The sequence below is a fragment of the Sphingomonas sp. PSPC2-2 genome (assembly GCF_049897725.1).
In the GTDB taxonomy this organism is placed as follows: Bacteria; Pseudomonadota; Alphaproteobacteria; order Sphingomonadales; family Sphingomonadaceae; genus Sphingomonas.
Genome location: NZ_JAFCWU010000014.1, coordinates 1 through 16315 on the forward strand (window position 1 = coordinate 1; position 16315 = coordinate 16315).

The window sequence follows — 16315 nt, forward strand, 5'->3', positions numbered from 1 at the left end:
TTGGGCCCTCGGCGCTGACGGAGGCCATGGGCATGCTCAACCACCATTTCGCAGCAGCCGCCTGATCGGCGCAGAGCGACAGCCTACCTCTGACTGCCGCCAATCTTTGCAACAGAGCCGTTTGCCGGGCGGGGGGTGTCGGTGGTCATGTTGCCTGCCCTCAATCGTAAAAAGGGCCGGGCACCCCGCGTCGAGTGCCCGGCCCACCTGTTTGTAACCGCCGCGATTCAGAATTTCGCGGTAATCGTACCGAACACCTGGCGCGGATTGCCGTAAAAGGCGGTGGCGATGCCTTCCTTGCCCAGCGTCGGAACATAAGGGCCATTCGGAACCGGCACGTTCGCGAGATTGATCGGATTCCCAGCCAGATCGGTGCGGATATATTGATAGCCCGAGGTCTTATAGTGCTTGTCGGTGATGTTCTTGGCATGGACGCCGATCGAATAGCGCCCCTTGCCAAAGGTATAGGTCAAATGCGCGTCCCACAGCGCATAGCCCGGCTGGTCGAGGAACGGGCTGGCGGTTTCGAACTGATGCGTCAGGCTGCGATACGACACCGTGGTGGAGGCGTTAACCTTGCCCGGCCCGGCCGGAACCGTGGCACCGAGCGTACCCGATAGCGTCCAGTCCGGCGTGTTCTGGAACACGCGAACATTGGCGACGTCGGTCCCGGTCGGCCCGATGAAGGTTTTGTACTTGGCATCGATATAACCCAGCGTCCCGGCAAGCGTCACGTTCGACCCCGCCCCTGCGAAATCCCGCGCGAGAATCGCGTTCGATTCGAGTTCGACGCCCTTGATCGTCGCCTTGGCGGCGTTGGTGGTGATGCCGCAGAAGGACTGCACGCCACCGATGATGCAGCCGACCGACCCCGGCACCTGCACGTTGCTGTAATCCGAATAGAAGCCGTCGAGCGCGAAGGTCAGGCGCTTTTCGAACAGTGCGCCCTTCCAGCCGATTTCATAGCTCTTCACCACTTCGGGCTTGAACAACAGATAGTTGTAGATTTCCTGATAGCTGCGCACGCCATCCTGATTGACGTCTGGTGCCGAGGTACCAGAACCGCGCGGATCGAAACCGCCGCCTTTGAAGCCTTCCGAGTAAGACGCATACAGCAGATGGTCGGCGGTCGGCTTGAAGCTCAGCGAAGCGCGCGGGGTGAAGCGCTTGAAGTTGGCGGTGCCACGGAAGTCCGTCGATGGTGCGCCGACCAGCGTCGGGCTGCCGCCAAATTCCGAGGTCACGCCGAAATAGCTGGCCTTGAAGACATAGGACTGGCGCTGGTCCCAGGTGTAGCGCCCGCCCAGCGACAGGCTCCATTGCGGCGTGAAATCATAGGTGAAATCGCCGAAGATCGAGCTGGTTTCGGTCCGCACGTCGCCAGCGGTATAGGCGTCAAAATTGGGGAGCGTCGTCGACAGCAGCACGTCGAAACCGGTCGAAGCCTTGGCCCCCAGATAATAGAAGCCGACCAGGCCGTTGAGCTTGTCGCTCTTGTAAGCGAGTTGAAATTCCTGGCTGGTCTGTTCGTTGCGATACACGGCGGGCACATCGACATCGACCGCGGGCAGCGCGTCAAAGTCGATCGGTGTAAAGGAACGATCCTTGCGGAACGCACTGATGCTCTTCAGCGTCAGATGGTCGGTCAGTTCGCCCGTCGCGACCAGCGAAAGCCCGCCCGCCTGGATGTTCTGGCGCGGGTTGTTGAGCCCGGCGCGGGTGTCGAAGGGGTTGGATTGCACCGGCGTCGCGGTCAGCAAGCTGGTGATCAGTCGCGATCCGTTGCGAGCGTTCGATTTATCCTCGGTGTAATCGCCGGTCAGCCGCAGCGACATCCGCCCGTCGGGCGACGCAAACTCGATCGTGCCGCGCCCGGCCCAGACGTTCTTGTTGTAATTGTCGATGTTGAGGTTGGTGTTGCGCCCGAAGCCGTCACGCGTCAGCCGCGCGCCCGACACGCCAATCTTGAACAGCGATCCGACCGGCGTCGACAGGCTGACGATGCCGTCGGCCTGGTTGAACGACCCATAGCTCGCCTTGAAACTCGCCTCGGGCACATCGGCCAGGCGCTTGGTAACGTATTTGACCGCGCCGCCAATGGTGTTGCGGCCATAGAGCGTACCCTGCGGCCCGCGCAGCACTTCGATTCGATCGACTTCGTACACATCCAGAACCGCCGCCTGCGGCCGGTTGAGATAGACATCGTCGAGATAGATGCCGATCCCCGCCTCGAAGCCGGGGACCGGATCCTGCTGGCCAACGCCGCGGATGAAGGCGGCGAGCGTGGAATTGGTGCCGCGCGCATCCTTCAGCGTGGTGTTGGGGGTAACGTTCTGGATATCGGTCAGATCGACCACACCCGTCTTTTCGAGTCGGTCGGCGCTGAAGGCGGTCACCGCGATCGGCACATCCAGCAAGGTCTCCGCGCGGCGGCGCGCGGTGACGACGATGTCGCTGTTCTCGGCGACCGCTTCCGGTTCTGCTGGCGTCGGGGTGGTCTGGGCCATGGCAGGCGCGGCGACCATGGCAGCAAGCGCGACGCTGGCATTGAGCAACAGGCGCACGGAATTCAGGCGTGTCATCGGTTTTCCCCTCCTGCGGCGCATCCACATGGCCCGATATGCATCCGGGTTGTGCGCCTGTGCTTCTCGCTTTACTGAAACATGAACCAGGTTTCAACTTGGGATTTGGGGAGGACCATACGATGGCAGCCAAACGTGGCGTGGTGGCAACAGCCGACGCGGCGCAAGCGGGCGATCTGGCCGCGCGCGGCGACGCTGTGCGCCTCGACGACTCGGCAAGCGCCGGCAAGGCACCGCGCACCGAGCGCGGGCGCAAGACGTTGCGCGCCATCCTCGATGCGGCGGCGATCGAATTCGGCGAGCGTGGGTTCCACGAAGCCTCGGTCAGCGGCATCACGCGTCGGGCCGGTGTCGCGCTGGGCAGTTTCTACACCTATTTCGATTCGAAGGACGCCGTATTCCGCGCGCTGGTGCGCGACATGTCGGATCAGGTCCGCGACCGCGTCGCCCCGGCGATTCGCGCAGCACCCGACCAGATCGCGGCGGAACGTGCCGGGCTGCTCGAATTCATCGCCTTTGTGCGCGGGCACAAGGAAATTTACCGCATCATCGACGAAGCCGAATTCGTCGATCCCGAATCCTTCCACCTGCATTATGCGACGACCGCCGAGCGTATCGCGGCACGGCTGAAGGCAGCGGCGGCGCGCGGCGAGATCCGTAGCGACGTGTCCGAAGTCCACGCCTGGGCGGTGATGGGTATGAACGTGTTCCTGGGGTTGCGCTACGGCGTGTGGACCGATGACCTCGCCCCCGAGGCGGTCGCCGACGTGATTGCCGATATGCTGGTCAACGGCCTGGCCGCGCAGCCTTAGCCACCTTCGCCCCTGTCCGGGCCTTCACAAAGAAAAAGGGCCGGTGCGTTGCCGCACCGGCCTTAGGTCGTCCGCAGGAGGAACATGGTTTGGCTGCCGGGCTCCCCCGAACCCGGCAGCCAATCTCTTCAATAGTGGTAAGCGCGTTCGCCATGTTCGGCGATGTCGAGGCCTTCCTGCTCGACATCGGCGCTGACACGCATGCCCCAGGTCTTGTCGATCAGGACGAACAGCACCGCTGCACCGACGCCCGACCAGACCAGCGTCAGACCGACGGCCCAGCATTGGGTGATGACTTGGCCGAGCATGTCATAGCTGCCAGCGACCATGGTGCCGGGCTTGGTCGCGTAGTCGGCGATGCCCTGGCCACCGAGTTTGGGCGAAACCAGGATCCCGGTCGCGATCGCGCCGGTGATGCCGCCGACACAGTGCACGCCGAACACGTCGAGCGAGTCGTCATATTTGAACCACGACTTCACCTTGGCGACGAAGAAGAAGCAGAGCGGCGAGACGATCAGGCCGAGCACGACCGACCCCATCGGCCCGGCATAACCCGAGGCCGGGGTGACCGCGACGAGCCCCGCCACGACACCCGAGGCAGCCCCCAGCAGCGACGGCTTGCCGCGCACGATCTGTTCGACCAGCAGCCAGGACAGGCCAGCAGCGGCGGTGGCGACGAAGGTGTTGATGAAGGCAACCGAGGTGACGCCATTGGCTTCGAGGTTGGAACCGGCGTTGAACCCGAACCAGCCGACCCACAGCAAGCTGGCACCGATCATGGTCATGGTCAGCGAGTGCGGCGGCATCGGCTCCTTGGGGTACCCCAGACGCTTGCCGAGCAGGATGCACATCACCAGACCGGTGATACCGGCGTTGATGTGGACGACGGTGCCGCCAGCGAAATCGAGCGCGCCCCACTGGAACAGCTTGCCCGCATCGGCATTCTGCGCGGTCAGTGCGGCTGCGCCCTTAAGCGCCGCCGAAGCAATCGCGTCCGGCCCGCCCCAATACCACACCATGTGTGCGATCGGGAAATAGACCAGCGTCACCCACAAAGCGGTGAACAGCATCAGCGGCGAGAATTTCACCCGCTCCGCCACGCTGCCAATGAACAAGGCCGGCGTGATGCAGGCAAAGGTCATCTGGAAGCAGATATAGGCATATTCAGGGACATAGACCCCGTTGGAGAAGGTCGCTGCCTGGCTGTTCGCGTCGACGCCCATCAGGAACGCCTTGGAGAAGCCGCCGAAATAAGCGCTGCCGCCGGTAAAGGTGACCGAATAGCCGTAGGTGACCCAGATCACTGCGACCATGCACACGATCATCAGCACCTGCGTGAGGACGCTGAGCATGTTCTTGGTGCGCACCAGGCCGCCATAGAACAAGGCAAGGCCGGGCACCGACATCATCAGCACCAGTAGCGAGGAAACCAGCAACCAGGCGGTATCGCCCTTGTCGACGGTGGCCTTTGGAATCGGCGAGACGGCCGCCGCCGCCGTGGTCTGCGCCCAGGCCGGGAGCGCGGCGAAGACGGCAGCCCCCGCGAGCGCCGCCAACCCCAATTTGGTCGATGCTTTCATCTTTACCCCCTTAACAGCCCCGCTCACAGCGCGGTCTCATCGGTTTCGCCGGTGCGGATGCGGACCGCCTGCCCGACATCGAGCACGAAAATCTTGCCGTCGCCGATCGCGCCGGTATTGGCCGACGCCTGGATCGCCTCGACGACCTTGTCGGCAAGATCCGCGCCGCAGACGATCTCGATCTTGATCTTGGGCACCATGTTGGTGCTGTATTCCGCACCGCGATAGATTTCGGTCTGGCCCTTCTGGCGGCCGAATCCCTTGACCTCGGTAACGGTCATCCCGGCAACGCCGATTTCGGTGAGCGCTTCGCGCACCTCATCAAGCTTGAAGGGTTTGATGATGGCTATGACGAGCTTCATGCGACAACCGCCCCTGGTTATGGACCCCGAGGGCTTCTACGCAATGACCGTGCCAGAGTTAGAAAGACGCGTTTCCGCGCACAAACGCGTCAGGAAAGATTACCGATGGGTAAATTTTTGTGCAGTCGCGAAGGTCTGCCTAAGAATCGGGCAGCGCTGCGATGATCTGCCGCGCGGCCTCGATATCGTCCGCATCGACCATCACGCGCACGGGGATGAAGAACTGGCTCCCATCCGCAATGCTGGCATTGCCGTCGAGCGCGAACGCCGGAATCCCCTCGGACTCGAGTAGTCCGATCACGATATGCGCTTCGTTGCGCGCAAAGCGGCCCAGCTCCGCCAGACTCATGGGTGAATCACGCGACAGGCAGGTCGAAGGTCGGCAACACCGCCTGCACGCGCACGGGCAGGCCGTCGATGCTCGTCGTGCGATCCGCGATCTTGGCGAGGCGCGCCTCCGGATCTTGCTGGGCGTGATATTTGACCAGCGTGTCGCGCGGACGATCGAGCGTCATATGCGGCACGCCCCATCCGCAACTGGTCTGCACGCTGTCCACCGCGATGTCGAACACCTGCCGCGCACCGGGCAAGCGCGGAAAATGCTGGGCGAGCGCGTCGAACTCCGGCTCCCCCGCAATCACGAAACGCCCGGTGCCATACAGCCGCAAAATCAACGCCGGATTGTCGAACGCGCAGAACATGATGGTGATGCGCCCATCGGCGGCGAGATGCGCCTGCGTTTCGTTGCCCGATCCGCCAAGGTCGAGATAGGCAACGCGATTGGGCCCGAGCACGCGAAAGCTGTCCATGCCCTTGGGGCTGAGGTTGATGCGCGCGCCCTCCGCCGCCGTCGCCACGAAAAACACCGGCTGCCGCGCAATGAAGGCGCGGTGCTTGTCGTCAAGGGCGCGAAAGAACTCCATCGCAACCGCTTAACATAAGCGCATCCCTTTGGCGATGTGCGGGCTTAGACCGCCGTTCCGCCGACCGTCAGCCCCGCGACCAGCAAGGTCGGCTGCCCGACGCCTGCGGGAACGCTCTGACCGCCTTTGCCGCACATGCCGACGCCCTCGTCGAGCGCGAAATCGTTGCCGATCCCTTCGACGCGCGTCAGGCAGGACGGGCCATCGCCGATCAGCGTCGCGCCCTTGATCGGCGCGCCGAGCTTGCCATTCTCGACCAGATACGCCTCGGTGCAACTGAACACGAATTTGCCCGAGACGATATCGACCTGACCGCCGCCGAAGGATTTGGCGAAGATGCCGGTCTTCATGCGGCTGAGCAATTCGGCCGGATCGTCGTTGCCGCCGCGCATAAAAGTGTTGGTCATGCGCGGCATCGGCGCATGGGCGAAGCTTTCGCGGCGGCCATTGCCGGTCGGGGCCACGCCCATCAGGCGCGCGTTGAGGCGGTCCTGGATATAGCCCTTGAGGATACCGTCCTCGATCAGCACATTTTCCTGCGTCGGCGTGCCTTCGTCGTCGATCGACAGCGAGCCGCGCCGGTCGGCGATCGATCCGTCGTCGACCACCGTCACGCCCGGGGCCGCGACGCGCTCGCCGATGCGGCCGGAAAAGGCGCTGGTGCCCTTGCGGTTGAAATCCCCCTCCAGCCCATGGCCGATCGCTTCGTGCAGCAGGATGCCGGGCCAGCCCGGTCCGAGCAGCACGGTCATCTCGCCCGCCGGGGCCGCGACCGCATCGAGATTGACCAGCGCCTGCGACAGTGCCTGATCGATCGCGCGGTTCCACGTCGCCGGTTCCATCAGCTCGGTATAGAGATAGCGACCGCCCATGCCGAAAGTACCGGTTTCGCGGCGGCCATTCTGCTCGACGACGATCGACACGTTCAAGCGCACCAGCGGGCGCACGTCGGTCGCGACGAAGCCGTCGGCGCGGACGATCTCGATGACGTTCCAATTGCCCAAGAGCGACACCGACACCTGCGCCACACGCGGATCGCGCGCGCGCGCGGCGGCGTCGATCGTCTGGCAGAGGTTCACCTTGTCGGCGAATGGGATCAGGTCGAGCGGGTCGGCGGCTGTATAGAGATGCCGGTTCGTGCTGCGCGGCGGCCCCGCTTTGGGCGCGGACGATGGATCGATCAGCGCCATCGTTTCGCTCGCGCGCCGGATCGCGGCGGCGCTCAGCTCATTGGCATGGGCGAAGGCGGTCATCTCGCCCGACACCGCGCGCAAGCCGAAGCCCGAATGCGTGTCGTAGCTGGCTGTTTTCAACCGCCCGTCATCGAAGCCGAACGCCTCGGACTTGCGATATTGCAGGTAAAGCTCGCCATCATCGGCCTTGCCGAGCGCAGCGACAGTCAGCGCCTGCGCCTCCGCCGGATCGAGCTGGCCATCATGATAGAGAAAGGCGCGGGGGTCTGTCGGACTGGTCATTCCGACAATATAGGCGGCTTACAGGCCTGCGCCATCCCCGTGATCGCGCAAGGTCGACGGATCGACACCATCGGCGGGGCCACCGATCAGGACGAAACGCCGGTCGCAATAGCCGCAATCGACATAGCCGCTCTCATCGATTTCGAGGAAAACGCGCGGATGGCCGAGGCTGGCACCGCCGGGAATATCCGACGCGCCATCGCAATGATTGCGGGTGTGGGTGACACGGACGATTTCGGGCGGAGCGATCATGGCGACGCGCATAGCAGCGGTGTCGCGCGTGAACAATCCTCCCCGGCACGGGGAGGATTGAGCTTGGCGCGTGGCGCGCGTAGGGCGAAGCCATGACCGAGGCCGCTATCTCCATCGCGAACCTGTGCAAGACCTATAAGGGCGGCAAGCGCGCGCTCGACGGGGTCTCGTTCGATGTACCGCGTGGGACAATCTTCGGCCTGCTCGGCCCCAATGGTGCGGGCAAATCGACGCTCATCAACATCCTGGCCGGCCTCGTTAACAAGACCAGCGGCAGCGCCTCGATCTGGGGCTTCGATATCGACCAACACCCGCGCAACGCCAAGGTTTCGATCGGCATCGTCAACCAGGAAATCCTGTTCGACCCGTTCTTCTCGCCGTTCGAGACGCTGGAGATCCAGGCCGGGCTGTACGGCGTGCCCAAGGCGAAGCGGCGCTCGATGGAATTGCTGCGCGCGGTGCATCTCGAGGACAAGGCCAATGCCTATGCGCGCACGCTGTCGGGCGGGATGAAACGGCGGCTGATGGTCGCCAAGGCCATGGTCCACAGCCCGCCCGTGCTGGTGCTGGACGAGCCGACGGCCGGCGTCGATATCGAATTGCGCCAGCAGCTCTGGGCCTATGTCCGCTCGCTCAACGATGCGGGGATCACGGTGGTGCTGACGACGCATTATCTCGAGGAAGCCGAACAATTGTGCGACCGCATCGCCATCATCAACCATGGCAAGGTCATCGCCAACGAGCCGACGCGCGAATTGCTGGCAAAGGCGACCGAGAAGCTGGTCGAGGTGACCGTCGACCGCGACGTTGCCGCACTGCCAACGGCGGCATGTTTCCAGAAGATCGCACTCAAGGGCACGCGCACGCTCGCCATCACCTATGCCAAGGACCAGGTGAATGCGGGCCAGGTGCTCGCTGCGGTGCAGGCCGATGGTTACGGCATCGTCGATGTCTCGACGCGCGAAGCCGATCTGGAGGACGTGTTCCTAAACCTTACGCGGGCATCGAACGCCGCCTAATATCCTTGTCTTCCCGTTCGGTTCGAGCGTAGTCGAGAACCCTGCGGGCCACCGCGACAGGTGTCTCGACTGCGCTCGACACGAACGGATCCGCTTTTGCCCCAGACCAACACCTCGGACGTGCTCATCATCGGCTCGGGTGCAGCCGGGCTCACCGCAGCGCTCAACCTCGCCGATCGTTTCAAGGTTACTGTACTCGCCAAGGGGCGGCTCGACGAAGGCTCGACCGCCTGGGCGCAAGGCGGCATCGCGGCCGTGCTGGAAGAAGGCGACACCTTCGAAAGCCATATCGAAGACACGATGATCGCGGGTGCCGGGCTGAACAACCGTGCGACCGTCGAAATGGTGGTCGAACGCGCGCCCGCTGCGATCGCGCGGCTACGCGAACTCGGCGTGCCCTTTGCGACCGAAAGCGAAGAGAATGGCGGGGCGCTGCATTTGACGCGCGAGGGCGGCCATTCGCACCGCCGCATCGTCCATGTCGCCGATGCGACCGGCTGGGCGGTGCAGGAAGCGCTGCAACGCGCCGCGACCGACCATCCCAACATCACGCTCGTCCCCGACATGGTCGCGATCGACCTTGCCACCAGTCGGCATGAGGAACGCTATTCGGGCGCGGGGCATGTGTGGGGCGTCTATGCCGTCAACCGCGCGACCGGTCGGGTCGAGCTGTACACCGCGCGCGCAACGATCCTCGCAACGGGCGGGGCAGGGCGCACCTATCTGTTTTCGACGGCACCGCGTGGCGCAACCGGGGATGGAATCGCCATGGCATGGCGCGCGGGGTGTCGTGTTTCCAACATGGAGATGATGCAGTTCCACCCGACCTGCCTCTACAATCTCGACGTCAAGAATTTCCTGATTACCGAGGCGGTGCGCGGCGAGGGCGGGCAATTGCTCATCCCCGATACCGGCTATCGCTTCATGCCCGATTTCGATCCGCGGCTGGAACTGGCCCCACGCGACATCGTCGCGCGCGCGATCGACCATGAAATCAAGCGCTTGGGGCTCGATTACGTTCATCTCGACATCAGCCATATGGGGCCGGAGTTCATCCACGAGCATTTCCCCAACATCCAGGAAAAGCTGCTCGGCCTCGGCATCGACATGACCACCGACCCGATCCCGGTGGTGCCCGCGCAGCATTACACCTGCGGCGGGGTGGTGGTGGATCTCGACGGTCGCACCGATCTTCCCGGCCTCTATGCCGCGGGCGAATGCAGCGAGAGCGGGCTGCACGGCGCCAACCGGCTTGCCTCCAACAGCCTGCTCGAATGTTTCGTGTTCGGCGAAGCGTGCGCCCAGCATATCAGCGAGCATTGGGACGATTTGCCCCCGCCGCCGGCGATCCGCCCGTGGGACGAAAGCCGCGTCGAGGATTCGGACGAGGAAGTCGTCATCAAGCAGAACTGGACCGAAATCCGCCGCTTCATGTGGAATTATGTCGGGATCGTGCGCACCACCAAGCGGCTGGAACGCGCGCAGCACCGCATCCGCATGCTGACCGACGAGGTCAACGATTATTACGGCCACTTCCGCGTCACGCCCGACCTGATCGAGTTGCGCAACCTGCTGCAGACCGCGGAACTGATCGTGCGTTCGGCGCTGCACCGCAAGGAATCGCGCGGGCTGCATTATACGCTGGATTATCCAAATATGCTGCCCGAAGCGCTCGACACCATTTTGGTGCCCTGAAATCAACGGTCTGGCCGGTTCCCGCTAAAAGCTCGTCTCATCCTGTGGTACAGGCGATTCATCGCACGGTTGCCGCGAAAGGATTCCTCAACCCTATTGTTGCCCTATCATGGGATGTGGGGCTCGGGAGAGAGGGTCTTTCTCGGGACATTGGGGCAAGTAAACGGTGACGCGCATTCTTCCGTATCGATTCCCAAAACCGGCGGCGGCAATGGTGCTTACGGCTGCCCTGTGCGCCTGCGGTCACGATGCCAATGTCCATGTCGCGCGCCTCGCCGCCGCTCCGCCGCTCGCTCCGCTGCCGAGCTCTACGGTGACGGTCCCCATCGCGCCGCGGCCCGTCGCGCCGCCTTCCGCGCTCGTCGCCAATGTCGCGGCGCTGGTGCGGGGCTTTGACGGACGCGTTGGCGTCGCAGTGCGCAGCATCGAGGAAGGCTGGGCGGTCGACACCGGCGGCGAGCAACGCCTGCCGCAGCAAAGCGTCAGCAAATTGTGGGTCGCGATGACCGTGCTCGATTACCGCGATGCCGGGCGCTTGAAACTCGAAGATCCGATCACGCTGACCCGCGACGATCTCACCGTCTTCCATCAGCCGATCGCGGCGCTGATCAAGGGTGAGCAGGGCTATCAGACCACCGTCGGCGAATTGTTGCAACGCGCGCTGACGATGAGCGACAACACCGCCAACGACCGCTTGTTGCGCTATGTCGGCGGGCCCAATGCGGTGCGCGATTTCCTCCAGCGCAAGCGGCTGGGCGACATTCGCTTCGGCCCGGGCGAGCGCCTGCTGCAAAGCCAGACCGCCGGGTTGGTATGGAAACCCGATTTCGCCTTCGGCAACGCCTTTGCGCTCGCCCGCGCGCGTCTCCCGCGCACCGACCGCATCGCCGCCTATGAACGCTATGTTTCCGATCCGCCCGACGGTGCGGCCCCCCGCGCCATTGCGGAGGCACTGGCGCGGCTGAAGCGCGGGGACCTGTTGTCGCGCAGCTCGACCGAGTATCTTCTGGCCACGATGGAATCCTCGCATACCGGCAAGCAGCGCCTGCGCGGCGCGGTGCCAGCCGGGTGGACCTTCGGCCACAAGACCGGCACGGGCCAGGATCTCGCCGGACGCACTGCCGGCTATAACGATGTCGGCCTGCTGATCGCCCCCGATGGCCGCAGCTACGCGATCGCAGTGATGATCGGCGATACGCCCAAGCCGATTCCCGCCCGCCAGGCGCTGATGCAGGCGGTGGTGGCGAGCGTCGTGGCGAATCACGGATAGCCGACACGAAAGCGGGGCTTTGTCCTTGCGAAAGCTTGGGCTATCCACCCGCAATGCCGCATCTCTATCTTGTCGATGGCTCGGGGTATATCTTCCGCGCCTATCACCGCCTCCCGCCGCTCACCAACATTCATGGCGAGCCGGTCGGTGCCGTTTACGGCTATACCACGATGCTGTGGAAACTGGCCGATGAACTGCACAAGGCCGATGGGCCGACGCACATGGCGGTCATCCTCGACAAGTCGAGCAAGACCTTCCGCAACGATCTGTACGATCAATATAAGGCGCACCGCCCGCCCGCGCCCGAGGATCTGGTCCCGCAATTCCCGATGATTCGCGATGCCACGCGCGCTTTCTCGCTGCCGTGTATCGAGACCGAGGGGCTGGAGGCCGACGATATCATCGCCTGCTACGCCAAAGCCGCGCTGGCGCAGGGCTGGGCGGTGACGATCGTCTCCGCCGACAAGGATCTGATGCAGTTGATCGAGCCTGGACTCGATCTGTACGACACGATGAACAACCGCCGCCTTGGCGCGGAGCATGTCCGCGAGAAGTTCGGCGTCGAACCCGCGCAATTGGGCGACGTGCTCGCGCTTATGGGCGACAGCGTCGACAACGTCCCCGGCGTCACCGGCGTAGGCCCCAAGACCGCGTCCAAGCTGATCGCCGAACATGGCGATCTCGAGGGCGTGCTCGCCGCCGCGCCGACGATGAAGGCCGGCAAATTGCGCGACAATCTGATCGCGCAGGCCGATAATGCGCGGCTGTCCAAGGTGCTGGTCACGCTCAAATGCGACGAACCGCTGCCGCAGCCGCTCGACGAGCTCGAATTGCAGGGCATTCCCGATGCGCCGTTGCGCGCGTTCCTGGAGCATCACGGCTTCAAGTCGCTCATCGCCAAATTGTCGGCCGTCGCCGATGCGCCGATTCCGGACCCCAAGGCGGTGCCGACCGAGCAGGACCCACCCTGCGATCATGATTCGTATGAGACCGTGGTCGACGAAACCGCGCTGGAGCGCTGGATCACCATCGCGCGCCACCAGGGCTGGATCGCGATCGACACCGAAACCACCGGAATCGATGCCACGCGCGCCGAACTGGTCGGAATCAGCATGGCGCTGCATCCCAATCTCGCTTGCTACGTACCTCTGGCACATGGCGGAAGCGGGCTCTTTGCGGAAAAACCGGTGCAGTTGAGCGCAGAGGTCGCGCTCGCCAAGTTGAAGCCGCTGTTCGAGGATCCGGGCGTGCTCAAGATCGGGCACAATCTGAAATACGATATGATCGTGCTCGGGCGGTTGGGCGTGAACGTCGCGCCCTTTGACGATACGATCCTGATGAGCTTCGATCTCGATGCCGGGCTGCACGGCCATAGCATGGACGAACTCGCCGCGACGCATCTCTCGCATAGCTGCATCGCCTTCAAGGACGTGGTCGGCGTCGGCAAGTCGCAACGCACCTTCAACGAGATCGATCTCGACGCAGCCACGCGCTACGCCGCCGAGGACGCCGATGTCACGCTCAGGCTGTGGCGGCGCTTCAAACCGCGCTTGCCCGCCGAGGGCGCAACGCGTGTCTATGAAATGGTCGACCGGCCGCTCGTCCCCGTCATCGCGCAGATGGAACGCCACGGCATCAAGGTCGATCGCGAGCGCCTCGCGCATTTGTCGGGCGAGTTTTCCGGACAGATCGGCGCGCTCGAAGTCGAGATCCATGCGCTCGCCGGTGGCCCGTTCACGATCGGCAGCCCAAAGCAATTGGGCGACGTGCTGTTCGAACGCATGGGCATCAAGGGTGGCCGCAAGGGCAAGTCGGGCGTCTATTCGACCGATGTCACCGAACTGGAACGCATCGCTGCCGACCGCGATTCCCCCGGCAAGGACATCGCCACCAAGGTGCTCGAATGGCGGCAATTGTCGAAGCTCAAATCGACCTATACCGATGCCCTGCAAGCGCAGATCAACCCGGCGACGGGGCGCGTGCATACGTCTTACAGCCTGACCGGCGCGCAGACCGGGCGCTTGTCCTCGACCGATCCCAATTTGCAGAACATCCCGATCCGCACCGAAATCGGCCGCCAGATCCGCGATGCCTTTGTGGCGGAACCGGGCAATGTCCTGCTCGCCGCCGATTATTCACAGATCGAGCTGCGGCTTGCCGCGCACATGGCCGATGTGCCCGCATTGCGCGAAGCCTTCGCCAGCGGGGCCGACATCCACAGCATGACCGCGCAGGAATTGTTCGGCGAGGTCAATCGCGACACGCGCGGCCGCGCCAAGACGATCAACTTCGCGATCCTTTACGGCATCAGCCGCTGGGGCCTGGCCGGTCGGCTGGATGTGACGGCGGACGAAGCACAGGCGATGATCGACCGCTATTTCGACCGCTTCCCCGGCATCCGCAACTATATCGCGCAGACCACCGAGAGCGTGCGCGAAACCGGCTACACCACCACCCTGTTCGGGCGGAAAACGCATTTCCCGCGCATCGCCTCCAAGGTGCAGCATGAGCGCCAGGGGGCCGAACGCGCCGCGATCAACGCCCCGATCCAAGGCACCTGCGCCGACATCATCAAGCGCGCGATGGTGCGGATGGGCCCGGCCTTACTCGAAGCTGGCCTGCCCGACGTGCAGATGCTGCTGCAGGTGCATGACGAACTGGTCTTCGAACTGCCCGAAGGCGATGTCGCCGCCGCCAAGCCGGTAATCGAACGCGTGATGGCAACCGCCGCCGAGCCCGCGGTGACGCTCAGCGTTCCGCTGGGCATCGAGATCGGCACCGGGCTCAGCTGGGGGGCCGCGCATTGAGCGCTCTCGCAGGCGTGACCGGCGGGCAAAGCACGGAAGAAATCGACGCGCTGGCCAAAGGTGGCCGCACCAACATCATCGGCTTCATGATGCGGCTGGTCGCGCGGCTGCCGTTCCTGTTCATCGCCGGCCGACTCTACGGCCCGGATACGCTCGGCACCTTTGCGCGTGCGGTGTTGTTCGTCGAGGTCGCGGCCTTGCTCGCTACCTTCGGGCTTAAGCGCGGGCTGGCGCAAGCGATCGCGGAGGCGGACGAGCGACCGCATGTCCAGATCGTATGGGATTGCCTGGTGGTCGCCGCAATCGCGTCGGGCCTCGCCAGCGCCGCGCTGATGCTGGTGCCCGAGCTGATGTATCACGGTAGCAGCCCGACTCTGCTCGAACGCCTGCTACCCTGCATCATCGTCGCCAGCGCGTGGTCCGACATCATGCTTGCCGGCCTCGCCTATCGCCGCAACGTTCAGGCGACGGTGACTGCGCGCGCGGTGATCGAACCGTGGACGATCTCGATCGCGGCGGGCGTGCTGTATCCAATCGCGCGGCATGACGGGCTGGTCATCGCCTATATGCTGTCGATGATCGCCGCGCTGGCGGCATCCGCCGTTCCGTTCGTGCGCAGTTACGGGCGACCGCATGGCTGGCGGCTGCACCCGGCACGCACCATCGCGCTGATCCGTCGCAATGCCCCGCTCGCCGGGGCCGATGCGCTGGAATGGGGTACGCGCAATGTCGATCGCTCGATCCTGTTCCTGATGTTCGAACCGCGCATCGTCGGCATTTACTGGATGGCGCAGCAGGTCGCCTCGATTCCGGGGAAGCTGAAGACCAGTTTCGACCCGATCCTGGGCCCGGTCATCACCACCAGTCTCGCGCGCGGCGACAATGCCGGCGTGGCCAGCCAGGTGCGGCAAGTCGGCTTCTGGATTCTGGCGGCGCAGACCGGCCTCGCGATGATGGGCTCCATTCCGGGCGAGGCGGTGATGGGGACGGTGGGCCCGCAATTCGTCGCGGGGACGGCGGCGCTCGCGTTCCTGCTGTTCGCGGAAGCGGCGGCCTCGACCGGGGCGGTGTGCGAATCCGCGCTCGTCTATATCGCGCGGCTGCAGAACATGGCGATTTCGATCGGGATGCTGCTGTTCCAGGTGGGCCTTAGCTTCGCGCTGATCTTCGGGATGCAATGGCTCGGCTGGCCGCTCGAATATCAGGCGGCGGGTCCGGCGATCGCGCTGTTCCTGTCGGTCGTGCTGACGTCGATTATCAAATCCAACTATCTGGCACATTTGCTCAAGGCGCGCGTCGCGGGCTGGCGCTGGCCGATGGCGTGGGCGGTGCTGGCGGCGGGGCTGGTCGGCGGAGCGTTCACCCTGCTGCCGCACCGTTTCGAATGGGCGGAGCTGCTGATCGGCGAACCCGCCATCGCCGGTGTCTATCTGTTCGTGCTATATCGCTTTGCGTTCGGTCCAGAGGACCGCGCCTTGTTCCGGCGGATGCCGGGGGCGGAAGCGGTCGCCGCCTGAACGGCGACCGCTTGATGCCGC

General features: G+C 64.2%; 13 protein-coding genes. 6 read left to right on the forward strand and 7 right to left on the reverse strand.

Features of this window, described 5'->3' with window-relative positions; all coding sequences use genetic code 11:
• Positions 1–227: 227 nt before the first annotated feature.
• Entirely contained in the window at positions 228–2582 is a 2355-nt protein-coding gene (locus ACP7BY_RS18905) for a TonB-dependent receptor (protein WP_126848632.1), read from the reverse strand.
• A 122-nt stretch (positions 2583–2704) separates the two neighbouring features.
• Here ACP7BY_RS18905 and ACP7BY_RS18910 point away from each other — a divergent pair, with 122 nt between their 5' ends.
• Positions 2705–3394 (forward strand): TetR/AcrR family transcriptional regulator, encoded by a 690-nt coding sequence (locus ACP7BY_RS18910; RefSeq protein ID WP_249340889.1) that lies wholly within the window; start codon positions 2705–2707, stop codon positions 3392–3394.
• Positions 3395–3522: 128 nt separating this feature from the next.
• Here ACP7BY_RS18910 and ACP7BY_RS18915 read toward each other — a convergent pair whose 3' ends face one another.
• The 6 genes from ACP7BY_RS18915 to ACP7BY_RS18940 all read right to left on the reverse strand — a co-directional run bounded on the left by ACP7BY_RS18915 (position 3523) and on the right by ACP7BY_RS18940 (position 7986).
• The gene (locus tag ACP7BY_RS18915) at positions 3523–4974 is read right to left on the reverse strand and encodes an ammonium transporter (protein WP_033967543.1); all 1452 of its coding nucleotides are present in this window, start codon (positions 4972–4974) and stop codon (positions 3523–3525) included.
• Positions 4975–4997: 23 nt separating this feature from the next.
• A complete protein-coding gene (locus tag ACP7BY_RS18920; protein WP_010405890.1) occupies positions 4998–5336 on the reverse strand; it encodes a P-II family nitrogen regulator in 339 nt (112 codons plus the stop codon).
• Positions 5337–5475: 139 nt separating this feature from the next.
• Positions 5476–5685: a DUF2007 domain-containing protein gene (locus ACP7BY_RS18925; RefSeq protein ID WP_033967542.1), complete on the reverse strand. Its 210-nt coding sequence runs from the start codon at positions 5683–5685 to the stop codon at positions 5476–5478.
• A 7-nt stretch (positions 5686–5692) separates the two neighbouring features.
• Complete coding sequence (locus tag ACP7BY_RS18930; protein WP_033967540.1) at positions 5693–6259, reverse strand: pyridoxamine 5'-phosphate oxidase family protein; 567 nt, start codon at positions 6257–6259, stop codon at positions 5693–5695.
• A 44-nt stretch (positions 6260–6303) separates the two neighbouring features.
• On the reverse strand, positions 6304–7734 hold the full coding sequence (gene tldD / locus ACP7BY_RS18935; protein WP_033967538.1) for a metalloprotease TldD: 1431 nt from the start codon (positions 7732–7734) through the stop codon (positions 6304–6306).
• A gap of 18 nt (positions 7735–7752) precedes the next feature.
• Complete coding sequence (locus tag ACP7BY_RS18940) at positions 7753–7986, reverse strand: zinc-finger domain-containing protein (protein ID WP_033967581.1); 234 nt, start codon at positions 7984–7986, stop codon at positions 7753–7755.
• Positions 7987–8078: 92 nt separating this feature from the next.
• Between ACP7BY_RS18940 and ACP7BY_RS18945 the strand changes: the two genes are divergently transcribed.
• From ACP7BY_RS18945 to ACP7BY_RS18965, 5 genes are all read left to right on the forward strand, one after another.
• On the forward strand, positions 8079–9005 hold the full coding sequence (locus ACP7BY_RS18945) for an ABC transporter ATP-binding protein (RefSeq protein WP_033967537.1): 927 nt from the start codon (positions 8079–8081) through the stop codon (positions 9003–9005).
• Between the two features lie 96 nt (positions 9006–9101).
• Positions 9102–10700, forward strand: a complete 1599-nt coding sequence (gene nadB / locus ACP7BY_RS18950) for an L-aspartate oxidase (protein WP_033967535.1) — start codon at positions 9102–9104, stop codon at positions 10698–10700.
• Between the two features lie 211 nt (positions 10701–10911).
• The gene (gene bla, locus ACP7BY_RS18955) at positions 10912–11970 is read left to right on the forward strand and encodes a class A beta-lactamase (protein ID WP_137903146.1); all 1059 of its coding nucleotides are present in this window, start codon (positions 10912–10914) and stop codon (positions 11968–11970) included.
• A 53-nt stretch (positions 11971–12023) separates the two neighbouring features.
• Complete coding sequence (gene polA, locus ACP7BY_RS18960) at positions 12024–14777, forward strand: DNA polymerase I (RefSeq protein WP_033967534.1); 2754 nt, start codon at positions 12024–12026, stop codon at positions 14775–14777.
• Complete coding sequence (locus ACP7BY_RS18965) at positions 14774–16294, forward strand: lipopolysaccharide biosynthesis protein (protein WP_081988883.1); 1521 nt, start codon at positions 14774–14776, stop codon at positions 16292–16294. The genes polA and ACP7BY_RS18965 overlap by 4 nt, the downstream gene beginning before the upstream one ends.
• Positions 16295–16315 lie beyond the last annotated feature (21 nt).